Annotated in this window: 20 protein-coding genes; 16 read left to right on the top strand and 4 right to left on the bottom strand. The window is 40.8% G+C overall.

The genetic code is table 11. The features are described from left to right. The first annotated feature begins 444 nt into the window (after positions 1 to 444). The 16 genes from BN8908_RS15660 to BN8908_RS15585 all read left to right on the top strand — a co-directional run bounded on the left by BN8908_RS15660 (position 445) and on the right by BN8908_RS15585 (position 16,307). A complete protein-coding gene (locus BN8908_RS15660) occupies positions 445 to 1,683 on the top strand; it encodes a sigma-54 interaction domain-containing protein (RefSeq protein ID WP_021987945.1) in 1,239 nt (412 codons plus the stop codon). 40 nt (positions 1,684 to 1,723) lie between these two features. Then, positions 1,724 to 2,245, top strand: a complete 522-nt coding sequence (locus BN8908_RS15655) for an LptE family protein (RefSeq protein ID WP_068691569.1) — start codon at positions 1,724 to 1,726, stop codon at positions 2,243 to 2,245. A gap of 13 nt (positions 2,246 to 2,258) precedes the next feature. Next, positions 2,259 to 3,449 carry a hypothetical protein gene (locus tag BN8908_RS15650; RefSeq protein WP_068691567.1) on the top strand — a complete coding sequence of 397 codons (1,191 nt, stop codon included), beginning with the start codon at positions 2,259 to 2,261 and terminating at the stop codon, positions 3,447 to 3,449. A 2-nt stretch (positions 3,450 to 3,451) separates the two neighbouring features. After that, positions 3,452 to 3,826 carry a preprotein translocase subunit SecG gene (secG, locus tag BN8908_RS15645; protein ID WP_021987942.1) on the top strand — a complete coding sequence of 125 codons (375 nt, stop codon included), beginning with the start codon at positions 3,452 to 3,454 and terminating at the stop codon, positions 3,824 to 3,826. A gap of 298 nt (positions 3,827 to 4,124) precedes the next feature. After that, complete coding sequence (locus BN8908_RS15640) at positions 4,125 to 4,394, top strand: co-chaperone GroES (RefSeq protein WP_021987940.1); 270 nt, start codon at positions 4,125 to 4,127, stop codon at positions 4,392 to 4,394. Between the two features lie 99 nt (positions 4,395 to 4,493). Next, the gene (groL, locus tag BN8908_RS15635) at positions 4,494 to 6,122 is read left to right on the top strand and encodes a chaperonin GroEL (protein WP_021987939.1); all 1,629 of its coding nucleotides are present in this window, start codon (positions 4,494 to 4,496) and stop codon (positions 6,120 to 6,122) included. Between the two features lie 216 nt (positions 6,123 to 6,338). Next, complete coding sequence (locus BN8908_RS15630) at positions 6,339 to 8,105, top strand: Na/Pi cotransporter family protein (protein WP_068691565.1); 1,767 nt, start codon at positions 6,339 to 6,341, stop codon at positions 8,103 to 8,105. Positions 8,106 to 8,146: 41 nt separating this feature from the next. Beyond that, on the top strand, positions 8,147 to 9,838 hold the full coding sequence (locus tag BN8908_RS15625; protein ID WP_021987937.1) for a Na/Pi cotransporter family protein: 1,692 nt from the start codon (positions 8,147 to 8,149) through the stop codon (positions 9,836 to 9,838). A 94-nt stretch (positions 9,839 to 9,932) separates the two neighbouring features. Then, positions 9,933 to 11,486 (top strand): glycine--tRNA ligase, encoded by a 1,554-nt coding sequence (locus tag BN8908_RS15620; RefSeq protein ID WP_021987936.1) that lies wholly within the window; start codon positions 9,933 to 9,935, stop codon positions 11,484 to 11,486. A 243-nt stretch (positions 11,487 to 11,729) separates the two neighbouring features. Beyond that, positions 11,730 to 12,125, top strand: a complete 396-nt coding sequence (locus tag BN8908_RS15615) for a hypothetical protein (RefSeq protein ID WP_148453381.1) — start codon at positions 11,730 to 11,732, stop codon at positions 12,123 to 12,125. Positions 12,126 to 12,146: 21 nt separating this feature from the next. Then, positions 12,147 to 12,446: an Imm26 family immunity protein gene (locus BN8908_RS15610; protein ID WP_068691561.1), complete on the top strand. Its 300-nt coding sequence runs from the start codon at positions 12,147 to 12,149 to the stop codon at positions 12,444 to 12,446. Then, a complete protein-coding gene (locus BN8908_RS15605) occupies positions 12,443 to 12,925 on the top strand; it encodes a hypothetical protein (RefSeq protein WP_068691559.1) in 483 nt (160 codons plus the stop codon). Before BN8908_RS15610 ends, BN8908_RS15605 begins: the two co-directional genes overlap by 4 nt. 174 nt (positions 12,926 to 13,099) lie before the next feature. Further along, a complete protein-coding gene (locus tag BN8908_RS15600) occupies positions 13,100 to 13,360 on the top strand; it encodes a hypothetical protein (RefSeq protein ID WP_068691557.1) in 261 nt (86 codons plus the stop codon). A 44-nt stretch (positions 13,361 to 13,404) separates the two neighbouring features. Continuing rightward, on the top strand, positions 13,405 to 13,830 hold the full coding sequence (locus tag BN8908_RS15595; protein ID WP_068691555.1) for a hypothetical protein: 426 nt from the start codon (positions 13,405 to 13,407) through the stop codon (positions 13,828 to 13,830). 213 nt (positions 13,831 to 14,043) lie between these two features. Beyond that, positions 14,044 to 14,487 (top strand): hypothetical protein, encoded by a 444-nt coding sequence (locus BN8908_RS15590; protein ID WP_068691553.1) that lies wholly within the window; start codon positions 14,044 to 14,046, stop codon positions 14,485 to 14,487. 569 nt (positions 14,488 to 15,056) lie between these two features. Next, complete coding sequence (locus tag BN8908_RS15585; protein WP_068691551.1) at positions 15,057 to 16,307, top strand: DcaP family trimeric outer membrane transporter; 1,251 nt, start codon at positions 15,057 to 15,059, stop codon at positions 16,305 to 16,307. Positions 16,308 to 16,488: 181 nt separating this feature from the next. Here BN8908_RS15585 and BN8908_RS15580 read toward each other — a convergent pair whose 3' ends face one another. The 4 genes from BN8908_RS15580 to BN8908_RS15560 form a co-directional block, all read right to left on the bottom strand. After that, positions 16,489 to 17,421, bottom strand: a complete 933-nt coding sequence (locus BN8908_RS15580) for a bifunctional riboflavin kinase/FAD synthetase (RefSeq protein WP_068691549.1) — start codon at positions 17,419 to 17,421, stop codon at positions 16,489 to 16,491. Positions 17,422 to 17,716: 295 nt separating this feature from the next. Then, positions 17,717 to 20,254: an adenosylcobalamin-dependent ribonucleoside-diphosphate reductase gene (locus BN8908_RS15575; RefSeq protein ID WP_021987931.1), complete on the bottom strand. Its 2,538-nt coding sequence runs from the start codon at positions 20,252 to 20,254 to the stop codon at positions 17,717 to 17,719. 311 nt (positions 20,255 to 20,565) lie between these two features. Then, positions 20,566 to 21,099, bottom strand: coding sequence for a ribosome maturation factor RimM (rimM, locus tag BN8908_RS15565; protein ID WP_021987930.1), 534 nt, complete (start codon positions 21,097 to 21,099; stop codon positions 20,566 to 20,568). A 7-nt stretch (positions 21,100 to 21,106) separates the two neighbouring features. Next, positions 21,107 to 21,679: a 30S ribosomal protein S16 gene (locus tag BN8908_RS15560; protein ID WP_021987929.1), complete on the bottom strand. Its 573-nt coding sequence runs from the start codon at positions 21,677 to 21,679 to the stop codon at positions 21,107 to 21,109. Between the last annotated feature and the right edge of the window lie 45 nt (positions 21,680 to 21,724).

Below are 21,724 nucleotides of genomic sequence, written 5' to 3'. Positions count from 1 at the left end.
AAATATACGGCTTCATCGCCCGGCTACGACAATATTTACCCCGTCCAAGCAAAAAGCCAGAATCGGAATCCTTCGTATAAATTGTAAATTTCAGATTGTAAATTTTAAATTATCCGGCAATCCGATTCGTTATCGGATGCTTTTCACCTAAAATTGTAAAAACACAACCCGGAATTCATATACATATTTAAAAGCCAACAATTACCCGGTACCTTGAGACCGAATCGTAAATCTAAAATCATAAATCTAAAATCATAAATCTAAAATCGTAAATCTAAAATTCATTTTATACCTATATATATTAGGTCACATATTTATAAAAACGCCACCACCATCCAATCGGAAAACAATCCCACTTTTTCGACTACATTTCATAATATTAATGGCAAATTGTCAGGAGAAACTGCTATTTTTGCAGAAAGGAATATTCAACTGGTCGAAAAGATGGAGGAATTACAGGCGATCAAGCAAAGATTCGAGATTATCGGGAATAATGAAGGCTTAAACCGGGCTATCGATGTCGCCCGACAAGTAGCACCGACAGATTTATCCGTGTTAATTACCGGCGAAAGCGGTGTTGGAAAAGAAATTTTTCCCCGCATCATTCACAGCTACAGTTCCCGGAAACATGCCCCATACATTGCCGTAAACTGCGGGGCTATTCCGGAGGGTACAATTGATTCCGAATTATTCGGACACGAAAAAGGAGCATTTACAGGAGCATTATCCGACCGGAAAGGCTATTTTGAAGTAACGGACGGAGGCACCCTGTTTTTGGATGAAGTGGGAGAACTCCCGCTCTCTACACAAGCCCGTCTGTTACGGATTCTGGAAACCGGTGAATTTATCCGGGTAGGCTCATCCAAAGTGCAGAAAACAAATGTACGGGTTATTGCAGCCACGAACCTCGATATGTCTACCGCCATTAAAAACGGAAAATTCCGGGAAGACCTTTATTACAGACTGAATACAATTCCGATCTCTATCCCTCCTTTGCGGGAACGGGACGGAGATATTCAACTGTTATTCCGGAAATTCGCGGCCGACTTTGCTGAAAAATACAGAATGCCGGCGATCCGGTTGACAGAAGACGCAATCCGGCTATTAGAAACCTATCGTTGGCCGGGGAATATCCGGCAATTGAAAAACATCACCGAACAAATATCCATTATTGAGCAAGAACGACTTGTCGATGCCATAACATTGAAAAAATATATTCCGGCAGATACTCCGATACTACCGGCGCTCACAGGTACACACGACAATTCTGAAAATAATTTCGCGTCAGAAAGGGAAATTCTATACAAAATTCTTTTTGACATGAAAAAAGACATGAACGACTTGAAACGGCTGGTGTACGGCATTATTGAAAAAGAGGATCTGCCGGAAACACCCGCAACTACCAATACATCTCTAATATTAAGAAATCAATATCCTCCTCAAACATCAGAACTGCTAAAGCATTCGGCCGTTCCGGTCAACACCAAACAAGCCGAAGATCAGATACAGGACACGGAAGCTTTTATCGAAGAGTCTTTTTCTATTGAAGAGAAAGAAAAGGAACTCATCAAAAAAGCATTGGAAAAAAACCACGGAAAGCGCAAACTGGCAGCCAAAGACCTGGGTATATCAGAACGTACACTCTACCGAAAGTTAAAAGAATACGACATCGAAAATTTCTAAAACTAATATTACTATATTTGTCAGAATAATCTCAATACACATGAAATACTTTAAGCCTCTCGTTTTCACGCTATTTATTATCCTCTGTTGCGATTCATGCAAATTAGCAAAGGTGAGTTACAACATGACAGGCGGTTCATTGAACCCTGATATCAAAACATTCTCCGTAGACTATTTCCCCAATAAAGCATTACTCGTAGTACCTTACCTGAGTACCCTATTTACGGAGAAACTACAAACTTACATGCGTACCAAAACGAGTCTCAAAGAGGTCACAGACAACAACGGCGACATCCGCTTTGAAGGTCAGATTGTCGGATATAACCAACGTCCTATAGACATCCAACGGGACGAGGTAGCAACCAACAACCGCCTGACTATTGAAATACAGGTAAAATATACCAATACGAAAGACGATAAATTCGACTTCAATACCCGCTTTTCCAATTACAAGGATTATGGTATTGACGAAGACTTCAATTCCATAGAAGAAAGTCTGATCAATGAAATCCTTGATAAAATCATTGACGATATATATAATAAAGCCATCGTAAACTGGTAACCTCCGGAAAAACATGAAAGCAGACAGGTTGATAGAACTGACATGCCACCCTGAAAAAATGGGGAGCGATGATTTACGGGAATTAGATACTCTCGTGAACCGCTATCCCTATTTCCAGGCCGGCAGAGTACTCTATCTCAAAGCCCTGCACATCTTTGCCAGTGTACGATTCCGCAATGAACTAAAAGCAGGAACCATTCACATTGCCGATCATAAGCAATTATACAAATACCTGAATAATTTATTAGAATTCGATTATCTACAACCGGAAAACAAAAAAGAAAACTCTTCTTTAAGTGATATCGTCACCGACCGGATAAAAGAGATCAACGGTTACATTCCGGTCAACACGGTCGGGATTCCGGCGCAAAAAACACCTCCGGATCGTCTCCAACAAACCGAAGACGAAACGTTGATTGATATCAATTATCAAGCGCAGCAAACGGTTTCACCTCCTGTCAGTACAGTATCCGGCAAGCCGGATACGGAAACCATCTCAAATCCGATCCTGCTGGATGGAATACCGGGGATTGTCAATGATTATGCCCAACCGGAAATTGTCGGACAAAACAAACCGGTATTTGAAAAAGTTGAGTCCCATGAGTATGAAGGTTATATTATCGAAGCCGTTCATCCCGATAAGCCGGTCCAACCGGAGACAAGTCCGGAGTCTGCCACTGATTCCGAAGCCGGAAAAATCACATACACTCCGATAGAATTGATCGAAGAAGAATTTTTCATCCCCGAAAAAGAAGAGCCGGTTGAAAAGGAAACGGTAAAAAACGTAGAGAAACACCGGCAACCGGCTATTACACCGAAAGAATTACCGGAAATAATGGGAGCTTATCTTCTATCTGACGACCCAGAGGAACAAGAAATTCCACTCGGGGAACTGGCAGGAGAATTAAAAAAGAAAAGGAAAAAACAGGAAAAAGAAAATCTGATTGACAAATTTATCAATGAAGAACCTTCCATTCCCAAAGGGCAATTGGATAGTGTAGACGACAAAGATCTATCGGAGGAAAGCAGCGCAGAAAAAGAAGATCTTTTCTCTGAAACACTTGCCAAAATATACATCAAACAAAAGCTATACGAAAAAGCCATAGCAACTTATATAAAATTAAGTTTGAAATTTCCGGAAAAAAGTGTTTACTTTGCAAACCGAATTGAGAAAATAAGGGAAAATATTAATAACAACGAATAATCATGTATACTGCAATTTCAGTTTTAATCGTAATAGTCTGCATTTTACTAATTTTAATCGTATTAGTACAAAATTCAAAAGGCGGTGGTTTAGCCTCTTCTTTTGCTGCCTCCAATCAAATTATGGGTGTAAGAAAAACAACCGATTTTTTGGAAAAGGCAACCTGGACATTAGCTGGTGCGATGTTGCTATTATGTGTAATAGCCGCTTTAGCTATTCCGAGAGACGAAGTAGGAGGTAAATCCGCTATTCAGGAACAAGTTCAAAATGCTCCGGCAAATCAGGTAATTCCTTCTTTTACCACTCAACCGCAAAACAATGATAACGGTACGACCTCCGGAGGTGAAACGACACCGACCGAAGAACCGCAACAATAATTTATAGTTGTCAATGAAAAATAAAAAATGTCAGTATGTCAGTCATACTGACATTTTTTATTTCCTCCCTGTCAGCCTTCTTCAAACCCCACCCCAACCCCATTATTACTCTCATATTAATTTTCAATAAGTTACATTTTTTATTTATTAATCATCCTCTCCTTTCTATTTTTTGGCACAGAATATGATTTAGAAGAGACAGTTGTAACATTACAGACGTTACAACCGTTTCAACGAATATTGGTGTTGGAACCTCTCAAAGAATTTTATATAATTTATAAACTAAAAAAATAGAATCATGACACTGAAGACTGTACTTAACAAAGTAATTGTTGAGCCTGCTGAAGCAGAAACGGTAACCAAAGGGGGAATCATCATTCCCGATACCGCATTGGAAAAACCACAAAAAGGTACGATTATCGCAACCGGCCAGGGTAAAGCAGACGAGCCTATGGAGCTAAAAGCTGGTGACACGGTATTATTCGGAAAATATTCCGGAACGGAAATTCATATCGATGACAAGAAATACCTGGTCATGAACCAATCTGACATCCTGGTAGTTCTATAAGTATAAATTGTAGATTGTAACTGTAAGTTAATCCAAAATTAAAATACATTGAACTCTATAATTTAAAATCTAAAATTTAAAATCTATAATTAAATTGTTATGGCAAAAGAAATAAAATTCAATATCGAAGCCCGGGACCTGATGAAAAAAGGTGTCGACGAATTAGCAGATGCAGTAAAAGTAACTCTCGGCCCGAAAGGACGCAACGTTGTGATTGAAAAAAAATTCGGAGCTCCGCATATCACTAAAGACGGCGTGACTGTTGCCAAAGAAATCGAGTTAGCTGATCCGTATGCAAATATCGGAGCCCAAATGGTAAAAGAAGTTGCCTCCAAAACCGGTGACGATGCCGGAGACGGTACGACAACAGCTACCATCCTGGCTCAATCCATCATCAATGTAGGATTGAAAAACGTTACAGCCGGAGCCAATCCGATGGAATTGAAAAGAGGTATAGAAAAAGCGGTTGCTGCTGTAGTTAAGCATTTGGAGAGCCAAAAAGAAGTTGTAGGCAACAATTTTGAGAAAATCCGTCAGGTAGGCCGTATTTCAGCCAATGGGGACGAAACCATCGGTAATTTAATCGCTGAAGCGATGGAAAAAGTAGGCATCGAAGGTGTTATCACCGTAGAGGAAGCCAAAGGTACCGAGACTGAAGTAAAAACCGTAGGGGGTATGCAATTCGACCGGGGCTATATTTCTCCGTATTTCGTAACCGACAGTGAAAAAATGACGGTTGAATTTGAAAATCCGTATATTTTACTTTACGATAAGAAAATCTCTTCCATGAAGGAATTGCTTCCTGTTCTGGAACCCGTTGCTCAATCCGGCCGTGCTTTATTGATCATCGCTGAAGATGTTGAAAGCGAAGCATTGGCAACCCTGGTTGTCAACCGTTTGAGAGGTTCTTTGAAAATCGCCGCAGTAAAAGCACCGGGATTCGGTGACCGCCGGAAAGAAATGCTGGAAGACATCGCTATTTTAACCGGTGGCGTTGTAACCTCTGAAGACAAAGGTTTAAAGCTGGAAAACCTGACAATAGACATGTTAGGACGTGCCGACAAAATTACAATCGACAAAGAAAATACGACTATCGTAAAAGGGGCCGGTAAAAAAGAATTCATTCAGGAAAGAATTGAACAAATCAAAAAATTGATTGAAAATTCAACTTCTGACTACGATAAAGAAAAACTGAAAGAACGTTTGGCTAAATTGTCAGGAGGTGTAGCCGTACTGTATGTAGGAGCTGCTTCTGAAGTGGAAATGAAAGAAAAGAAAGACCGCATTGACGATGCTTTACATGCCACCCGTGCTGCCAGCGAAGAAGGTATCGTACCGGGAGGTGGTGTAGCTTACATCCGCGCACAGGCTACTTTGGATGGTTTGAAAGGAGAAACGGAAGATGAGCAAACCGGTATTGAAATCATCAAACGTGCTATCGAAGAACCGTTACGCCAGATTGCTTACAATGCCGGAGTAGAAGGTGCTGTTGTCGTACAAAAAGTACGTGAAGGCAAAGGCGATTTCGGATACAACGCCCGCAAGGATGTATACGAAGATCTGAAAAAAGCCGGTGTGATCGATCCGAAGAAAGTAACCCGTGTGGCTTTGGAAAACGCTGCTTCTATCGCCGGAATGTTCCTGACAACGGAATGTGTACTGGTTGAAGAGAAAAAAGACGAACCCGCAGCACCTGCAATGGGTGGCGGAATGCCGGGGATGATGTAATCCTGAATTTTCTATAAATAAAGAGAGCCTCCGAAAAACGGAGGCTTTTTTTATTCCCGAAATTTTTTAAAGCCGCCTGCCGTAATTCCTGTATCTCAAACGGAATATGTTAAAAACATTTGATTTTTATATCAAAAAGTTTATGGTAATATTTTCGTAATTAAATCGAGTTATTTACTTTTACGTCGCGAAAAATCAAATCTAAAAACAGCTCCAATGGATTATGGAATCTTCGAATTGCTGAAGCTGATCGGATCATTAGCATTGTTCCTTTATGGAATGAAGTTGCTGAGCGAATCTCTCCAAAAGCTGGCTGGCAATAAAATGCGCCAGATTTTGACAGCAATGACTTCTAACCGTGTCACAGGTGTCCTTACCGGCTTAATTATCACGGCTCTTATCCAAAGTTCTTCGGCGACCACCGTAATGGTTGTTAGTTTTGTAAATGCCGGCTTGCTTGATTTAGTCGGTTCTATTGGTGTAATTTTAGGTGCGAATGTAGGGACGACCGTAACGAGCTGGATGGTAGCTATCCTGGGGTTGGGCAAATTCAGCATGAGTGATCTGGCATTACCGATTATCGGCTGTACACTGCCGCTGCTGTTTTCAAAGAAGCGCTCCCGAAAAAACTGGGGGGAAATGTTTATCGGCTTCGGTCTGTTATTTCTAGCTCTGCGCTTTTTACAGGAAAGTATGCCGTCGAATATCCACGATTATCCGGGTGTCGGTGAGTTTATCCAACAGATCAGTTTTCTGGGATTCCGGTCGTGGATGATCTTTCTGTTTATCGGAGCTGCCTTAACAACACTTTTCCAGTCCTCCTCTGCAACGGTTGCACTGACACTGGTTATCTGTTCCAAAGGGTGGATCGGGTACGAAGATGCTGCAGCCATGATTATGGGAGAAAATATCGGGACGACAATTACAGCCAATCTGGCGGCAACAGTGGCCAACGTCCAGGCTAAACGGGCAGCCCTCGCTCATTTTATAATCAATGTATTCGGAGTTGTCTGGCTCTTTGTCATTTTCACTCCTTTTCTCCACTTTATCGGCGATTTATGCGTTACCCTCCATATCTCAAAATACAACCCCATCTATTCCGATCCCCGGCTGCTGACCGAAGCATTCTCACCGGAAGCCCGAGCCGGAGTCACCGCCTCCATCAACATGGCTATGCCGCTTGTCCTCTCCCTTTTCAACACATTAGCCAAAGGAATCAATGTCGCTCTGTTAATCTGGTTCACCAAATTCATCGCCCGCCTAGTAAGCCGTATCATACCTCCGAAGACAGGAGAAGATACATTCAAGCTAAAACATATTAAAATCGGAATGCTTTCGACACCGGATGCGTCGTTATTCCAAGCCAAGCAGGAAATATGCCATTACGGACAAAACACCCTGGAAATGTTTCACAAAATGGTACGGGCATTCAGTATGTCCCGTAACGAATATGAAAAAGAATTCGATCAGTTGCTAAAACTGGAAGATGAAAGCGACCAGGTCGAGATCGAAATTGCCGATTACCTGACGATGGTATCGGAATCCAAGCTTTCGACAGAAAACTCACAACGTGTCCGGGCCATGTTCAAAATCGTATCCGAAATCGAAAGTGTGGCCGACTCTATATTAAATGTATCTAAAGCCATATACCGCCGCAATGAGCAAGGCGTTGTCTTTCCGGAGGACTTAAGCAACAAACTGAAGCATATGTTCTCCCTGGTCGATGAATCGATCGTTATCATGTGTCAGAATCTAACGACAGAATATACCCAGGTAAATGCCAAAAAAGCGTATGAAATTGAAGACGCGATCAATAGTTACCGCACAATTCTGAAACAGGAACATTTATTGGCCATCGAAGAAAAACGATACGATTACTCAACGGGTATCTTATATAATGACATGTTTTCCGAATGTGAAAAAATCGGGGATTACACAATAAATGTAACACAATCAATCAAAGAAATTGGGCACGAAGATTAAATCCCAATCTCCTAATTTTTAAATTTTCAAATAAATTATTTATGGATTACGGACTTTTCGATTTTTTAAAGCTAATTGGTTCACTGGGGGTATTCCTCTTTGGAATGAAATTGATGAGTGAGGCCCTACAGAAAGTAGCTGGTAATAAAATGCGCCAAATTCTATCGGCTATGACCTCTAACCGGGTAAAAGGAGTAATCACCGGTATACTGATTACAGCTATTATCCAGAGTAGCTCGGCCACCACTGTTATGGTTGTCAGCTTTGTAAATGCCGGATTATTGAGTTTGATCGAATCGATCGGAGTAATCATGGGTGCCAACGTAGGTACAACTGTAACGGCCTGGCTGATCTCCATTTTAGGTTTTAAAATCAGCATGGCAGAAATATCTTTACCCCTGATCGGTCTTTGCCTGCCTCTATTATTCTCCGGAAAGCGTTCCCGGAAAAGCTGGGGAGAGTTGATTATCGGCTTCGGCTTGCTATTCATCGGCTTGGAATTTTTAAAAAATGCCATGCCCGATCTGCATAAAAATCCGGAAATATTCACATTCTTAAAAGAATATACGGACATGGGCTACGCCTCTTATATTCTTTTCATGTTAATCGGTACGGTACTGACAATCCTGATACAATCTTCTTCCGCAACAATGGCACTGACTTTGGTCATGTGTGCCAATGGCTGGATTAGCTTTGAAATCGCAGCTTCGATGGTATTGGGAGAAAACATCGGTACCACAGTAACAGCTAATCTGGCAGCCGTCGTCGCCAATACGACGGCCAAACGGGCGGCACTTGCCCATTTTGTATTCAATTTCTTCGGAGTCCTTTGGGTATTGGCTATATTCCCCATTTTTTTGAATTGGATCGAACAATTGTGTATATTTCTGGGTATCGGTAACCCGGCCACGAATGCCAGTTCCGTCCCGATGGCACTCTCCCTGTTCCACACCGTATTCAACATCACCAATGTTTTGATTTTAATCTGGTTTACCCGATTTATCGCACGGATCGTAACCAAATTGATTCCCATACGGGAAACCACAGAAGATGCTTTCAGTCTGAAACACATCAAAATCGGATTACTTTCTACCCCGGATGCCTCTTTATTCCAGGCTAAAGAAGAAATCACACTTTACGGTAAAAACACCTTATCCATGTTTCGTAAAGTAATAGAATGTCTCGATCTTCCCGCCAAGGATTTCGCTAAACCATTCGAATATTTGGTAAAACTGGAAGACGAGAGCGATAACATTGAAGTTGAAATTGCCAATTATTTGACAAAAGTTTCCGAATCCAAGCTGACAACCGAAAACTCACAGCGTGTCCGGGCCATGTTTAAAATCGTATCCGAAATCGAAAGCATTGCCGACTCTTCTCTGAACGTAGCCAAAGCCATCAACCGCCGGAATGACCAAAAAGTGACTTTCCCGGAAGAACTGACAGTAAAACTGAAACACATGTTCAGCCTGGTAGATGAAACATTGGTAACCATGTGTAAAAACCTGGCGACGGAATACAGGGACGTAAATGCTAAAAAGGCTTACGAACTGGAACATGCCATCAATGACTACCGGACGATACTGCAACAGGAACATTTGCTTGCAATTGAAGAAAAACGCTATGATTATCCGACAGGGATACTTTACAACGACATTTTCGCCGAATGTGAAAAAATCGGGGATTATGCAATCAATGTTACCCAGGCAATCAAAGAAATCGGACATGAATAAATGGTGACCGAGGATTCAATGAATCTTCGATCGCATGCTTATTTCAGGTAATTATTTCTACTTTTGTAATTCAATTATATAGACTCATAATATTATGGCACAAGAAGACGTTTTTAAAAAATTAGTAGCCCACTGCAAGGAATATGGATTTGTATTTCCGTCATCGGATATTTACGACGGGCTGGGTGCTGTGTATGACTATGGCCAGTACGGTGTGGAACTGAAAAACAATATCAAACGGTATTGGTGGGAATCCATGGTCCGGTTACACGAAAACATTGTAGGAATCGATTCTGCCATTTTTATGCATCCGACAATCTGGAAAGCATCCGGACACGTAGATGCTTTTAATGATCCGTTGATCGACAATAAAGATTCGAAGAAAAGATACCGGGCCGATGTATTGATAGAAGATCAGATAGCCAAATACGAGGATAAAATTGAAAAAGACGTCGAAAAAGCACGGAAACGCTTCGGAGAAAAATTCGACGAAACATTATTCCGCCAAACCAATCCGCAAATATTGGAACATGCAAGGAAAAAAGAGGCACTACACGAGCGGATGGCTGATGCTTTAAATGCGAATGATTTGAATGAACTACGGCAGATCATCCTCGATGAAAAAATTGTCTGCCCGATTTCAGGCACCTGTAACTGGACGGAAGTACGCCAGTTCAACCTGATGTTCTCCACCGAAATGGGTTCGACAGCAGACGGTGCCAGCAAAATATATCTACGTCCGGAAACAGCGCAGGGTATTTTTGTAAATTTCCTGAATGTTCAGAAAACCGGCCGTATGAAAATACCTTTCGGTATTGCACAAATCGGTAAGGCTTTCCGGAATGAAATCGTCGCCCGTCAATTTATATTCCGGATGCGCGAATTCGAACAAATGGAAATGCAATTTTTCGTACGTCCGGGCTCGGAACTCGAATGGTTCAAAAAATGGAAGGAAACACGTATGAAATGGCACCAGCTACTCGGTTTCGGTGCAGAAAACTATCGTTTTCACGACCACGAAAAATTGGCACATTACGCCAATGCGGCTTCGGATATCGAATACCGTTTCCCGTTCGGATTCAAGGAAGTAGAGGGTATCCATTCCCGTACCGATTTCGACTTGTCCCAACATCAAAAATTTTCCGGTAAAAAGATTCAATACTTCGATACCGAACTGAATGAATCTTATGTACCTTACGTTGTCGAAACCTCCATCGGAGTAGACCGTATGTTCTTGCAAATTGTTTCTGCTGCATACTGCGAAGAAGACTTAAGCAAAGACGGCAAACAGGATTCGCGGGTCGTTATGCGCCTTCCGGCAGCTTTGGCACCGGTAAAAATGGCCATCATGCCATTGGTCAAAAAAGACGGTCTGCCGGAAAAGGCACAGCAAATCATGGACTTGTTGAAATACGACTTCAACTGCCAATACGATGAAAAAGACTCCATCGGCAAACGCTACCGCCGTCAGGATGCTATCGGTACGCCATTTTGTATTACCATCGACTACCAAACCGTAGAAGACAATACGGTAACCATCCGCAACCGCGATACCATGGAACAAGATCGTGTAACCATCGACAGCCTATTCGGTATTCTCAAAGAAAAGTGCGACATCCAAACGCTGCTGCGTAAAATCACAGACTAAACCAAACGACATACAAAACCCAAAGAGCCTGTCTATAGATTATTATTTAGACAGGCTCTTTTCATTCTGATTTTCTTTTCTTTCAAAGTCATCTTTTTCCCATCCACTGCAATAAAGATAGTCCGGGAGATATTTATCCCAGAGGAAAGCCGGAGAGGCTACGTATGAATATGACCATTCCGGCCATCTGTTAAAAGATTCGATTCCCGCAGGGCTTTGAAATTTAAGTATAATCTTTTAAATTTGACAGAACGGACGGAGGATTTGTCGGGATTGGAGGTGATCCGCTACGTATATGGCTACGACGGGCTGAAGAATAGAGCGATAAGCGGAGCCGGTATAGAATACGTCTATCTGGGTTCTTTGATATATATGGGCTTTGCGCAATCTCTGAATCCGGAAAGCATTGTTTTTCCGGAGGGTCGTATTGCTTTTTCCGGTCAGGTTCCGCAAACTTATTACCACCTGACGGACCATCTGGGGAGTGTGCGGGCGATTCTGTCTTCCGATGGCAGTGTCAGGGAACGAAACGACTACTACCCCTTCGGTGCCCGTCATTCCCGCAGCGATTATCCCCAACTGGCACAAAACCGCTACAAATACAACGGCAAAGAATCGCAGCAAAACTGGAAACGATAACAAAGAACCGTTGGTGCAATTTTGAGAACTGATTTAGAGGATGGTTATTACAATTATGCACAGATTTTGGAATTTGGAGTAACTTTCTTTGATATTCATGTAAAAGAAGCCAAATTAGAAAGTTTGGATATCTTATTCGAAAAACCAATTTTATTTATTGTAGAAGTATACAATGATATGATTACAAGGGGAAGATGGATAAAAGTCGGAAAATTACCCATCATTGATTTTGAAAACTATGCAAGGCGAGTAATCGGACTTCCTATTCGCCCATACGATTTAAATCACAGTAAAACAATAAGAACCAATTCTACAAAATGAAAACACATATTTATTTGACGCTAATTTATTTGAATATTTTTTTTAATTTAAATGCCCAAACAGGAATTGCAGGGAATGAACAATATAATTCTTATGAGCAATGCATTTATATTGATAATTTGGCACAAAAATTAACTCCTGACATCTTTGTTAGCCTATATTATTCTAAACTTAAAACATCTGATTTTAAAACTTCGCAAGTAATTGACACCATTCACCAAAAAAGAGAAGTGCATACCTACACTAAAAAAGCAAAAGACAGTTATTTATTTGTGAATAAAAGCATTATGGATAAAATTAAAGGTTTAGATTACGATTTGGACAAATTGAAAGTATCCTATGTGTATAACAATAAAGCTGTAACGACAAAGGAAGATGTAATGCGGATTATTAAGTTAAGAAAAAAACATACTCAGATTTTAAAAATTTTACAAGATAAACAGCCGGGAGTAATAACTGTATATATTTTCGACAAATAGTACCGATTGGCGTAAGTTTTCGAACTTGCGCCTCTTTCTTTTCAAAAACGTGATTTTGTGAAAGACTTTCGAAAAGAGAAGTAATCTTTCCTCCGCACTTAGCTATACGCCTTTTCCTACAACAGTCCCGGACGTTTTACGGACAGCCGTCGCTATACCCTGAAAAACGGATCGATGAGTCCGGACAATTATTTCTGTGAAAGGAAACTGACCTATGATTTAAACGCAAATCTATTGACATTGCAGCGTTTTTCCTCCTCAGCGCTTGCGGATAATCTAACGTATGCTTATGAAGGGAACCTTTTAAAGTCCCTGACTGAAAGCTGCAGCGATAGTCCGGGAGATATTTATCCCAGAGGAAAGGCCGGAGAGGCTACGTATGAATATGACCATTCCGGCCATCTGTTAAAAGATTCGATTCCCGCAGGGCTTTGAAATTTAAGTATAATCTTTTAAATTTGACAGAATAGGCGGAGGATTTGTCGGGATTGGAAGTGGTCCGCTACGTATATGGCTACGACGGGCTGAAGAATAGAGCGATAAGCGGAGCCGGTATAGAATACGTCTATCTGGGTTCTTTGACATATATGGGCTTCGCGCAATCTCTGAATCCGGAAAGCATTGTTTTTCCGGAGGGTCGTATTGCTTTTTCCGGTCAGGTTCCGCAAACTTATTACCACCTGACAGACCATCTGGGGAGTGTGCGGACGATTCTGTCTTCCGATGGCAGTGTCAGGGAACGAAACGACTACTACCCCTTCGGTGCCCGTCATTCCCGCAGCGATTATCCCCAACTGGCACAAAACCGCTACAAATACAACGGCAAAGAATCGCAGCAAAACTGGAAACGACAACAAAGAACCGTTGGTGCAATTTTAAGGATTGAGAAGAAGCGAACAGTGTAATATCAACAGTGAGACCCATATTTAATATTGAAAAAAGTACTAAACAATCCCCAAAGGTAAAAACCTGGTGGAATAAGATTCGCATAGAAAATTTTCGAACATTTAATGTAGCAGAAATAACACAATTTGATTAAAGAATTAATTAATCAGAAGTGAAATAATTAGAAAATATACAAGAGAACGAATTTGGTAAATTTTTATCTTAAAAGAGCAATGAAAGGATTAATATTAACAGCAGTAGCAATTTTAGGAGTTTTAGTAGCCTTTAAATTCAAAGGATTGTTTCATAAAATAATTTCCATTGGACTGGCAATTTCTTTTTTATTTAGTTGGTCAAGAAACAAGTATATGATTACAGGCAGCTTTATTGTATTTACTCTTCTATCTATTATAACTTTTATTTACGGACAGACAGTTAAAGAAATTGATATTTTGAAAAAAATTAGCATTATTACAATGGGATTCTTTTTGACTATTAGTTCAATTTCTAAACTGTTTCACTTTCCAGCAACAGAAGTAATAAAGTTTTCAATGATAATTCCAATTATTATTACACTCGTAGTTTTTTTTAGAGAAAGACAATTAACAAAAGAAATGAGTTTTATGATACTTTTTTCAATTTATGCTGTGTCAGAACTTTTATCACTATGGATTTAACAAGACAAAACGGATTAAGGATGAGTTTTAAATCTCAAGTAAATTTTCAGGCAAGAAAATCGTGATAAAACATATTTTTATTGTAATTTTCTTTTAAATTTTTCTGCAGCTTCTTTGTATTTAAAAAATTATCATCTTGTAGCTTCACCACTAAAAAATTTAAACGTATCTGGGGTGAATCATTGAATATTAAATCGTATTGCAAGTTTTTTCAGCCTATCAGAAATTTTTGAATAATCGTATGTATATAACAATAGAGCTATAACGACAAAAGAAGATGTAATGCGGACTATTAAGTTAAGAAAAAACATACCCAGATTTTAAAAATTTTACAAGATAAACAGCCGATAACCCTGAAAAACGGATCGATGAGTCCGGACAATTATTTCTGTGAAAAAATCTCACCTTATGGTTTAAAGTGTCAGACAGGTCTTCTTTATTTCCCATTATTTTTAAACGATAACAAAAACGGGAATATAACATTCAACGAATTTATTTAACACCTCACATCCAATCTTTTAAGTAGACCGACCGTATAACAGCTTGTAATAAATAAAAACACACAAGCTATGAGAAAAATTTTTGCACTGATTTTACTGACATTTATCGCTGTTGCTCTCTGCCGTCCGGTAAAAGCGCAGAAAATAAATGTAGCATCTATCTCTGAAAAAAAGGATCTGCATAATTTTTACAAAATGATGAAAGAAGCTTTTCCTTTAGCCTATAATGATCCGGCAGCTCCCCGTTTTATCTTTTTTGACAACGACAGACGTTTTGTTTTCGGTATTGGAGGTTATGTACAGGCAACCGGAGTATATGATTTCAACGGAGTGGAAGACTACAACTTTTTCACAACTTCGGCCATTGCCCCCAAAGGCCATCAGGCCGGTTCCAGTTTCGGCATGACCGTCAATCAATCCCGGATTTTCTTCAAATTAGTCGGCGATACAGACCGGGGACGTTTGGTGTCTTACATCGAAATGCAGTTTGAAGGACCGTCAAATACACCCAAATTAAACCAGGCCTTCGTTCAGTTTAAAGGTTTTTTGGTAGGGCAAGCCTGGAGTACTTTCTGTGACATGCCCGCCGTTCCGACCACGATCGACCAGGAAGGTCCCTCAAGCAGCATAGAAGTCAGACAACCCCAGGTCCGGTATACTCACAAATTCAACGATAAATGGCAGGCATCCCTGGCTCTGGAATACGCTGTCCCGGATTATACAAATCAGGCAGATAATTATACGGCCAATATACGCCAACGGATTCCGGATATCCCATTGGTAGCCAAATATACCTTCAAAAACGGAGGACATTTACAGGGAGGTGCTATTCTACGGAATATCTACTACAAAGACAATGTCCGGGACAAAGACAAAGTTGTCACCGGATGGGGTACAACTTTAAGCGGAGTCATTCCGATGTGCCAAAAAACAAGTTTTATGTTCCAGGGGGTATACGGTAAAGCCATAGCCAATTACATACAGGACATCAGCGACCTCGGTTACGACCTGATCCCGAATCCGGATAAAAACGGACGTCTGAAAGCGTCCGCCATGTGGGGATTTTTTGCCGCTGTACAACAAAACTGGACACCGGATTTATATTCGACATTGACCTACAGTTATGCACGCATGGAAAACATTGGCGACCTGGCTTCCACCAATTACAAATATGCCCAATATGCCGGCGTGAATTTACTTTGGAATTTTACAGAATACGGAACAACCGGTATCGAATATGTTTTCGGCCGCCGCAACAATTTCGACAAGAACTACGGTAATGCCAATCGTATCAATGCCATGTTGCAATACCGGTTCTAATAGATTCCATTCATAAAAAATGAAAGTCCATAAAACCGAATAGCCGGTCATATTTATACGGCCCCTTCAATTTTAGATTTATGATTCTTCCTTTTTACCGGAGAGGATTGTGTATTCAATCTAAAACCGTAAATCTAAAATCTACAATACAGATGAAGGATTTATTCGGTTTTATGGACTTTCAACCCTCATTTTTCAGCCTTAAAACGGCTTCTTTGTCTTTCTGCAACTGAAGTTGTAACTCGCCGGTATTTTCGAATTTCCGCTCTCCCCGGATCCGTTCCAATACAGTCACCGTAATACCGGCTCCGTAAATATCCCGGTCAAAATCAAAAATATGCACTTCCAGGCGGACAATACCCGAGGTGCTGACTGTCGGGCGGACACCGACATTAAGCATTCCTTCGTATGTTTCCCCGTCTATGTATACATGAGCCGCATATACACCTGCTGCGGGCAATAGTTTCCGATGGTCACTTACATTTATATTCGCTGTGGGGAAGCCCATCTGCCGTCCGATTTTATCACCGTGTACGACAATCCCGCTGATAGGATAGTCATAACCAAGCAAAGCCTTCACCAAACCGACATCCCCCAATTCCAAAGCCGTCCGGATCTTGGTGGAACTGATATTGACTTCCCGGGTAACACAAACCTCTTCCTGTTCTATGTGAAAATGATATTTTCCGGCTAAAATCTTCAATGCCTCAAAATCACCTTCCCGGTCCTTTCCGAAACGATGGTCGTATCCCACAACCAAACCGGCGATACCGATCTTATCCACCAATATATGTTTGACAAAATCATCATACGTCAAATTAGCCAGTTCTTCCGTGAATTTTAAAACGATCAAATGCTGAATGCCGTATTCGGACAATATCTTTATCTTTTCATCCAAGGTCGTCAAAATACCGGGACGCTTTTCTAAAGGGTAAAGAACTTCCCGGGGATGGGGATCAAAACTGATGATTACCGATTCACCCTGCAACTTCCGGGCACAACGTCTCAAACCCTCAATCACCTGCACATGCCCTTTATGTACCCCATCGAAACTTCCGATCGTCACAACCGGTTTCTCGATACGTATATTTTCTAATCCGTAATGAACTTGCATTCTATCCAAATAAAAATGAAAAGTGAAAATAGCTTTTCGGTTGAGGATACAAAAATACGAAATTGTTACAAGTTAACAAGTTGCCAAAGGACAAAGAAAAGAGGGATTTCACATTTCAGATTTATGATTTCTGATTTTCGATTCCTTCTTAATCCGACAGACAACCGTTTATTTAACTATGCATATCATATCCTGCAATTTACAGATCGTATTTCATAAAATTATACCTAAAACATACCCCCGAAGTTTTATCTGACTTCGGGGGTATTTCAGTTTTCATGAGTTGTTATACCTGTTACCCGCATTTAGAAGTTCCGCAGGTTTTACAAATCAGGCAACCTTCCTGATAAACAACAGGAGAGCCGCAATTCTCACAAACCTCTCCGGCAGCCTCCGTGCCATCCGGAACATATTTTTTCAAGGCTCTTTCAACACCGTTTTTCCAGGTATTGATATTCTCGTTATCGAATTCCATTGTACCGATCAGTGCAATAATCTGGTGTATCGGCATTCCATAACGCAATACCCCGGAAATCAATTTTGCATAATTCCAGTATTCTTTATTGAACTTATAAGAAAGTCCTTCAACGGTTGTCTTAAAACCTCTTTTGTTACAGAACTGGAAGTCGTAGCGGGAATTGCCTTCTTCGTCATAATGTTTCACGATTTTTCCGGTTACAACAGACTTCGGCAGCATAATGCCTTCCTCGTCATCGGCAATACCCGTAAATATTTCATAAGGACGTCCCTGATACAAACCGACAAAAGCAATCCATTTCTCTTTATTGTTCTGAAAACGTACCACCTCTGCATCCAATTCGGCCGGTCGTTTGGAAGGCATTTTGAATTCATCCGGTCCTTTTTTCTCTTTTGCAGAAACCAATACGCCGGAACGGGAACCGTCGCGATACACGGTACATCCTTTGCAACCGCTTTTCCAGGCTTCGATATACAACTGTCCGACCAGTTCTTCGGTTACATCAGACGGTAAATTTACAGTCACACTGATAGAATGGTCTACCCATTTTTGAATCATTCCCTGCATTCTGACTTTAGCCACCCAGTCAATATCATTGGAAGTCGCTTTATAATAAGGCGATTCAGCTACCAAACGGTCTATTTCCTCATCCGAATAATGCTTGGTCATATCATAACCGTTAACCTTCATCCACTCGGCAAATTTATGATGAAACACGATAAATTCCTCAAAAGAATCTCCGGATTCATCCACAAAATCCACATGCACATTCACATCATTCGGATTCACCTTTCTTCTTCTCTTATACACCGGCATAAATACAGGCTCTATTCCGGAAGTCGTCTGGGTCATCAAACTGGTCGTGCCCGTAGGTGCAATCGTCAGACAGGCTATATTACGACGTCCGTATTTCACCATCTCTTCGTACATATCCGGAGCGGCTTCCCGTAAACGTTGAATATACGGATTATTCTCTTCCCGCTTGGCATTGAAAATCTTAAAACTACCTCTGTCCTTAGCCAGATTTACCGACGAACGGTAAGCTTCTACAGCCAGGGTTTTCTGGATTTCTACCGCAAAATCAGTAGCTTCGTCACTACCGTAACGCAAACCCAAAGCTGCCAGCATGTCTCCTTCTGCCGTAATGCCGACTCCCGTACGTCTTCCCTCTTTAGCTTTCCGGCGGATTTTCTGCCACAAACGGATCTCGACACCTTTTACTTCCTCATCTTCCGGATCGGTGTCAATCTTTTCCAGAATTGTATCGATCTTCTCTAACTCCAGGTCGATAATATCATCCATGATCCGTTGTGCTATGGCTACATGCTTTTTAAACAAATCAAAGTCAAAGCTGGCATTCTTCGTAAACGGATTCTGCACGTAAGAATACAAATTGATGGCTAACAAACGACAGGAATCATAAGGACACAAAGGAATTTCTCCGCAAGGATTTGTCGATACAGTACGATATCCCAGATCCGCATAACAGTCGGGAACACTTTCCCGGATAATCGTATCCCAGAACAATATGCCCGGTTCTGCCGATTTCCATGCGTTATGGACAATTTTATTCCACAATTGCCGCGCATTGATGTCTTTTACATTTTTAGGCGTATCGGAATAGATCGGATATTTCTGCGTATACTCGTGATCATCAACCACTGCCTGCATAAACTTGTCATCAATTTTTACCGATACATTCGCTCCCGTCACTTTTCCTTCCGTCATCTTTGCATCAATAAAGCTTTCTGAATCCGGATGGTTAATAGACACACTCAGCATCAATGCTCCCCGGCGTCCATCCTGAGCAACTTCGCGGGTAGAATTGGAATAACGTTCCATAAAAGGTACAATACCCGTTGACGTCAAAGCTGAATTCTTTACAGGAGACCCTTTGGGCCGGATATGAGACAAATCATGACCGACTCCCCCCCGGCGTTTCATCAACTGTACCTGTTCCTGATCGATCTTCATAACACCGCCGTAAGAATCCGAAGGTCCGTCATGACCGATGACAAAACAATTGGATAAAGAAGCAATCTGAAAGTCATTACCGATTCCGGTCATCGGCCCCCCTTGCGGTACGATGTATTTAAAATCCCGCAAAACCTCAAAAATCTCATCTTCAGACATCGGATTTTCGTATGTCTTCTCAATACGAGAAATTTCTTTGGCCAATCTCCGATGCATATCATCCGGATTCTTTTCAAAAATATTACCAAAAGAATCTTTCAATGCATACTTATTTACCCAAACCCGAGCCGCAAGCTCGTCTCCTTTAAAGTATTCCAATGAACTTTGAAACGCCTCTTCCTGGGTGTAAGTCCCTTCTTTTACTGATACCTGCTCATTCATTTCTATATATTTTATCGTACTATTTTTTATTGAACTGAATGAAGCAAAGATATGGAAAAAAATCAAAAAAGGCACAACAAAACAGGTATCATTTTTTTAAAAGTTTTCCAATCAAAACAATCAAACAGTTATATATCAAATATATACCAATTTTCAAACACCAAAAAGTTTTCCAAAAAATATTTTATCACCAGAGAAACAATATCAAAAATATTATTTAAGACATTCTTAAAATAACTATAACCTGAAATCGTAGATCAGTCAATTCCAACGACCTATTCCAAGTTTCAGTAAACAATAAAGAAGATGATTTAATAAAGATCGATAATATCCCGGGGGATAGAAGTAATTATTTTTTTATCATCCCAACTTACCTCTTTTATATAATTTTCGGAAAGCGGTAAAAGGATTTCTTTTCCAAAAATATCGATCGAAAAGACAACATTACCGGAATAATCTGCGACATCGGTTATTTTCCCTGTTTCACCCGAAAGCACATCCTCCACGTCGAAACCGTTCAAATCAAAAATATCAAATTCTCCTTCCTCTTCTTCCTCCTCTTTCAATAATTTCTTTTCGAGCAGTATATCATTTCCAAGCAATCGCTCCGCCAAAACCAGGCTATCTACATAATCGAATTTCACGATATAAGAAGTATGATTTCTCGTGACCAATCCGTCCGGTGCTATAAAAAAAGGAACCGGTGCTCCGTCCAAAAGAACGAATACCGGTTCACTTACATACTTTTCAAGAAGATCATTATCGGTCGTTACGACAACCTGCCCATCTAAACTATGGGTTTTTGTTATTGTGCCGATTTTAATACAATCTTCTTTCGCTATCATTTCTGACTTATTCTGCGGCAGGTGTTTCTTCAACAGCAGGAGCAGCTTCTTCTGCAACCGGAGCTTCAGCAGCGGCAGCAGCTTCTTCTTCAGCTTTCTTCGCAGCTTCGGCAGCTTCTAATTCTGCACGTTTTTTAGCCACGATTTCTTCTTTTGCAGCCCGTACTTTTGCTTCAGCCTCTAAACGTGCTTTAGCAGCCTCATCACCTTCCTGAGCCAACTTGCCAATCTTCTCCTGAATCTTAGCATCTTTGGATTTCAACCAGGCTTCGAATTTGCTTTCAGCAGCAGCTTCATCAAAAGCTCCCTTTTTAACACCTTCCAAAAGATGCTTTTTCAACAATACACCTTTGTAAGACAGGATTCTCTTAGCCGTATCCGTAGGCTGCGCCCCGGTCATCAACCAATACAATGCTCTGTCAAAATTGAGATTGATAGTAGCAGGATTCGTATTCGGATCATACGTACCTACTTTTTCAATAAACCGACCATCACGTGGTGCTCTACTATCTGCTATCACTACATGATAGAATGGACGACCCTTGCGTCCGTGTCTCGCTAATCTGATTTTTGTAGCCATTCTTTTAATTTAAAAGATTAATATTTTCCTATACCCGATAGGAGC

Source organism: Culturomica massiliensis (assembly GCF_900091655.1).
GTDB classification, from domain to species: domain Bacteria; phylum Bacteroidota; class Bacteroidia; order Bacteroidales; family Marinifilaceae; genus Culturomica; species Culturomica massiliensis.
The sequence above is the reverse complement of the archived record's forward strand: the minus strand, read 5'-3'. Positions and strand labels throughout refer to the sequence as shown.

Excerpts from the sequence above, each read along its gene's own strand:
- BN8908_RS15660 (WP_021987945.1), top strand. The coding sequence starts at position 445 with ATGGAGGAATTACAGGCGATCAAGCAAAGATTCGAGATTATCGGGAAT.
- BN8908_RS15655 (WP_068691569.1), top strand. The coding sequence starts at position 1,724 with ATGAAATACTTTAAGCCTCTCGTTTTCACGCTATTTATTATCCTCTGT.
- BN8908_RS15650 (WP_068691567.1), top strand. The coding sequence starts at position 2,259 with ATGAAAGCAGACAGGTTGATAGAACTGACATGCCACCCTGAAAAAATG.
- secG (WP_021987942.1), top strand. The coding sequence starts at position 3,452 with ATGTATACTGCAATTTCAGTTTTAATCGTAATAGTCTGCATTTTACTA.
- BN8908_RS15640 (WP_021987940.1), top strand. The coding sequence starts at position 4,125 with ATGACACTGAAGACTGTACTTAACAAAGTAATTGTTGAGCCTGCTGAA.
- groL (WP_021987939.1), top strand. The coding sequence starts at position 4,494 with ATGGCAAAAGAAATAAAATTCAATATCGAAGCCCGGGACCTGATGAAA.
- BN8908_RS15630 (WP_068691565.1), top strand. The coding sequence starts at position 6,339 with ATGGATTATGGAATCTTCGAATTGCTGAAGCTGATCGGATCATTAGCA.
- BN8908_RS15625 (WP_021987937.1), top strand. The coding sequence starts at position 8,147 with ATGGATTACGGACTTTTCGATTTTTTAAAGCTAATTGGTTCACTGGGG.
- BN8908_RS15620 (WP_021987936.1), top strand. The coding sequence starts at position 9,933 with ATGGCACAAGAAGACGTTTTTAAAAAATTAGTAGCCCACTGCAAGGAA.
- BN8908_RS15605 (WP_068691559.1), top strand. The coding sequence starts at position 12,443 with ATGAAAACACATATTTATTTGACGCTAATTTATTTGAATATTTTTTTT.
- BN8908_RS15600 (WP_068691557.1), top strand. The coding sequence starts at position 13,100 with ATGAGTCCGGACAATTATTTCTGTGAAAGGAAACTGACCTATGATTTA.
- BN8908_RS15590 (WP_068691553.1), top strand. The coding sequence starts at position 14,044 with ATGAAAGGATTAATATTAACAGCAGTAGCAATTTTAGGAGTTTTAGTA.
- BN8908_RS15585 (WP_068691551.1), top strand. The coding sequence starts at position 15,057 with ATGAGAAAAATTTTTGCACTGATTTTACTGACATTTATCGCTGTTGCT.
- BN8908_RS15580 (WP_068691549.1), bottom strand. The coding sequence starts at position 17,421 with ATGCAAGTTCATTACGGATTAGAAAATATACGTATCGAGAAACCGGTT.
- BN8908_RS15575 (WP_021987931.1), bottom strand. The coding sequence starts at position 20,254 with ATGAATGAGCAGGTATCAGTAAAAGAAGGGACTTACACCCAGGAAGAG.
- rimM (WP_021987930.1), bottom strand. The coding sequence starts at position 21,099 with ATGATAGCGAAAGAAGATTGTATTAAAATCGGCACAATAACAAAAACC.
- BN8908_RS15560 (WP_021987929.1), bottom strand. The coding sequence starts at position 21,679 with ATGGCTACAAAAATCAGATTAGCGAGACACGGACGCAAGGGTCGTCCA.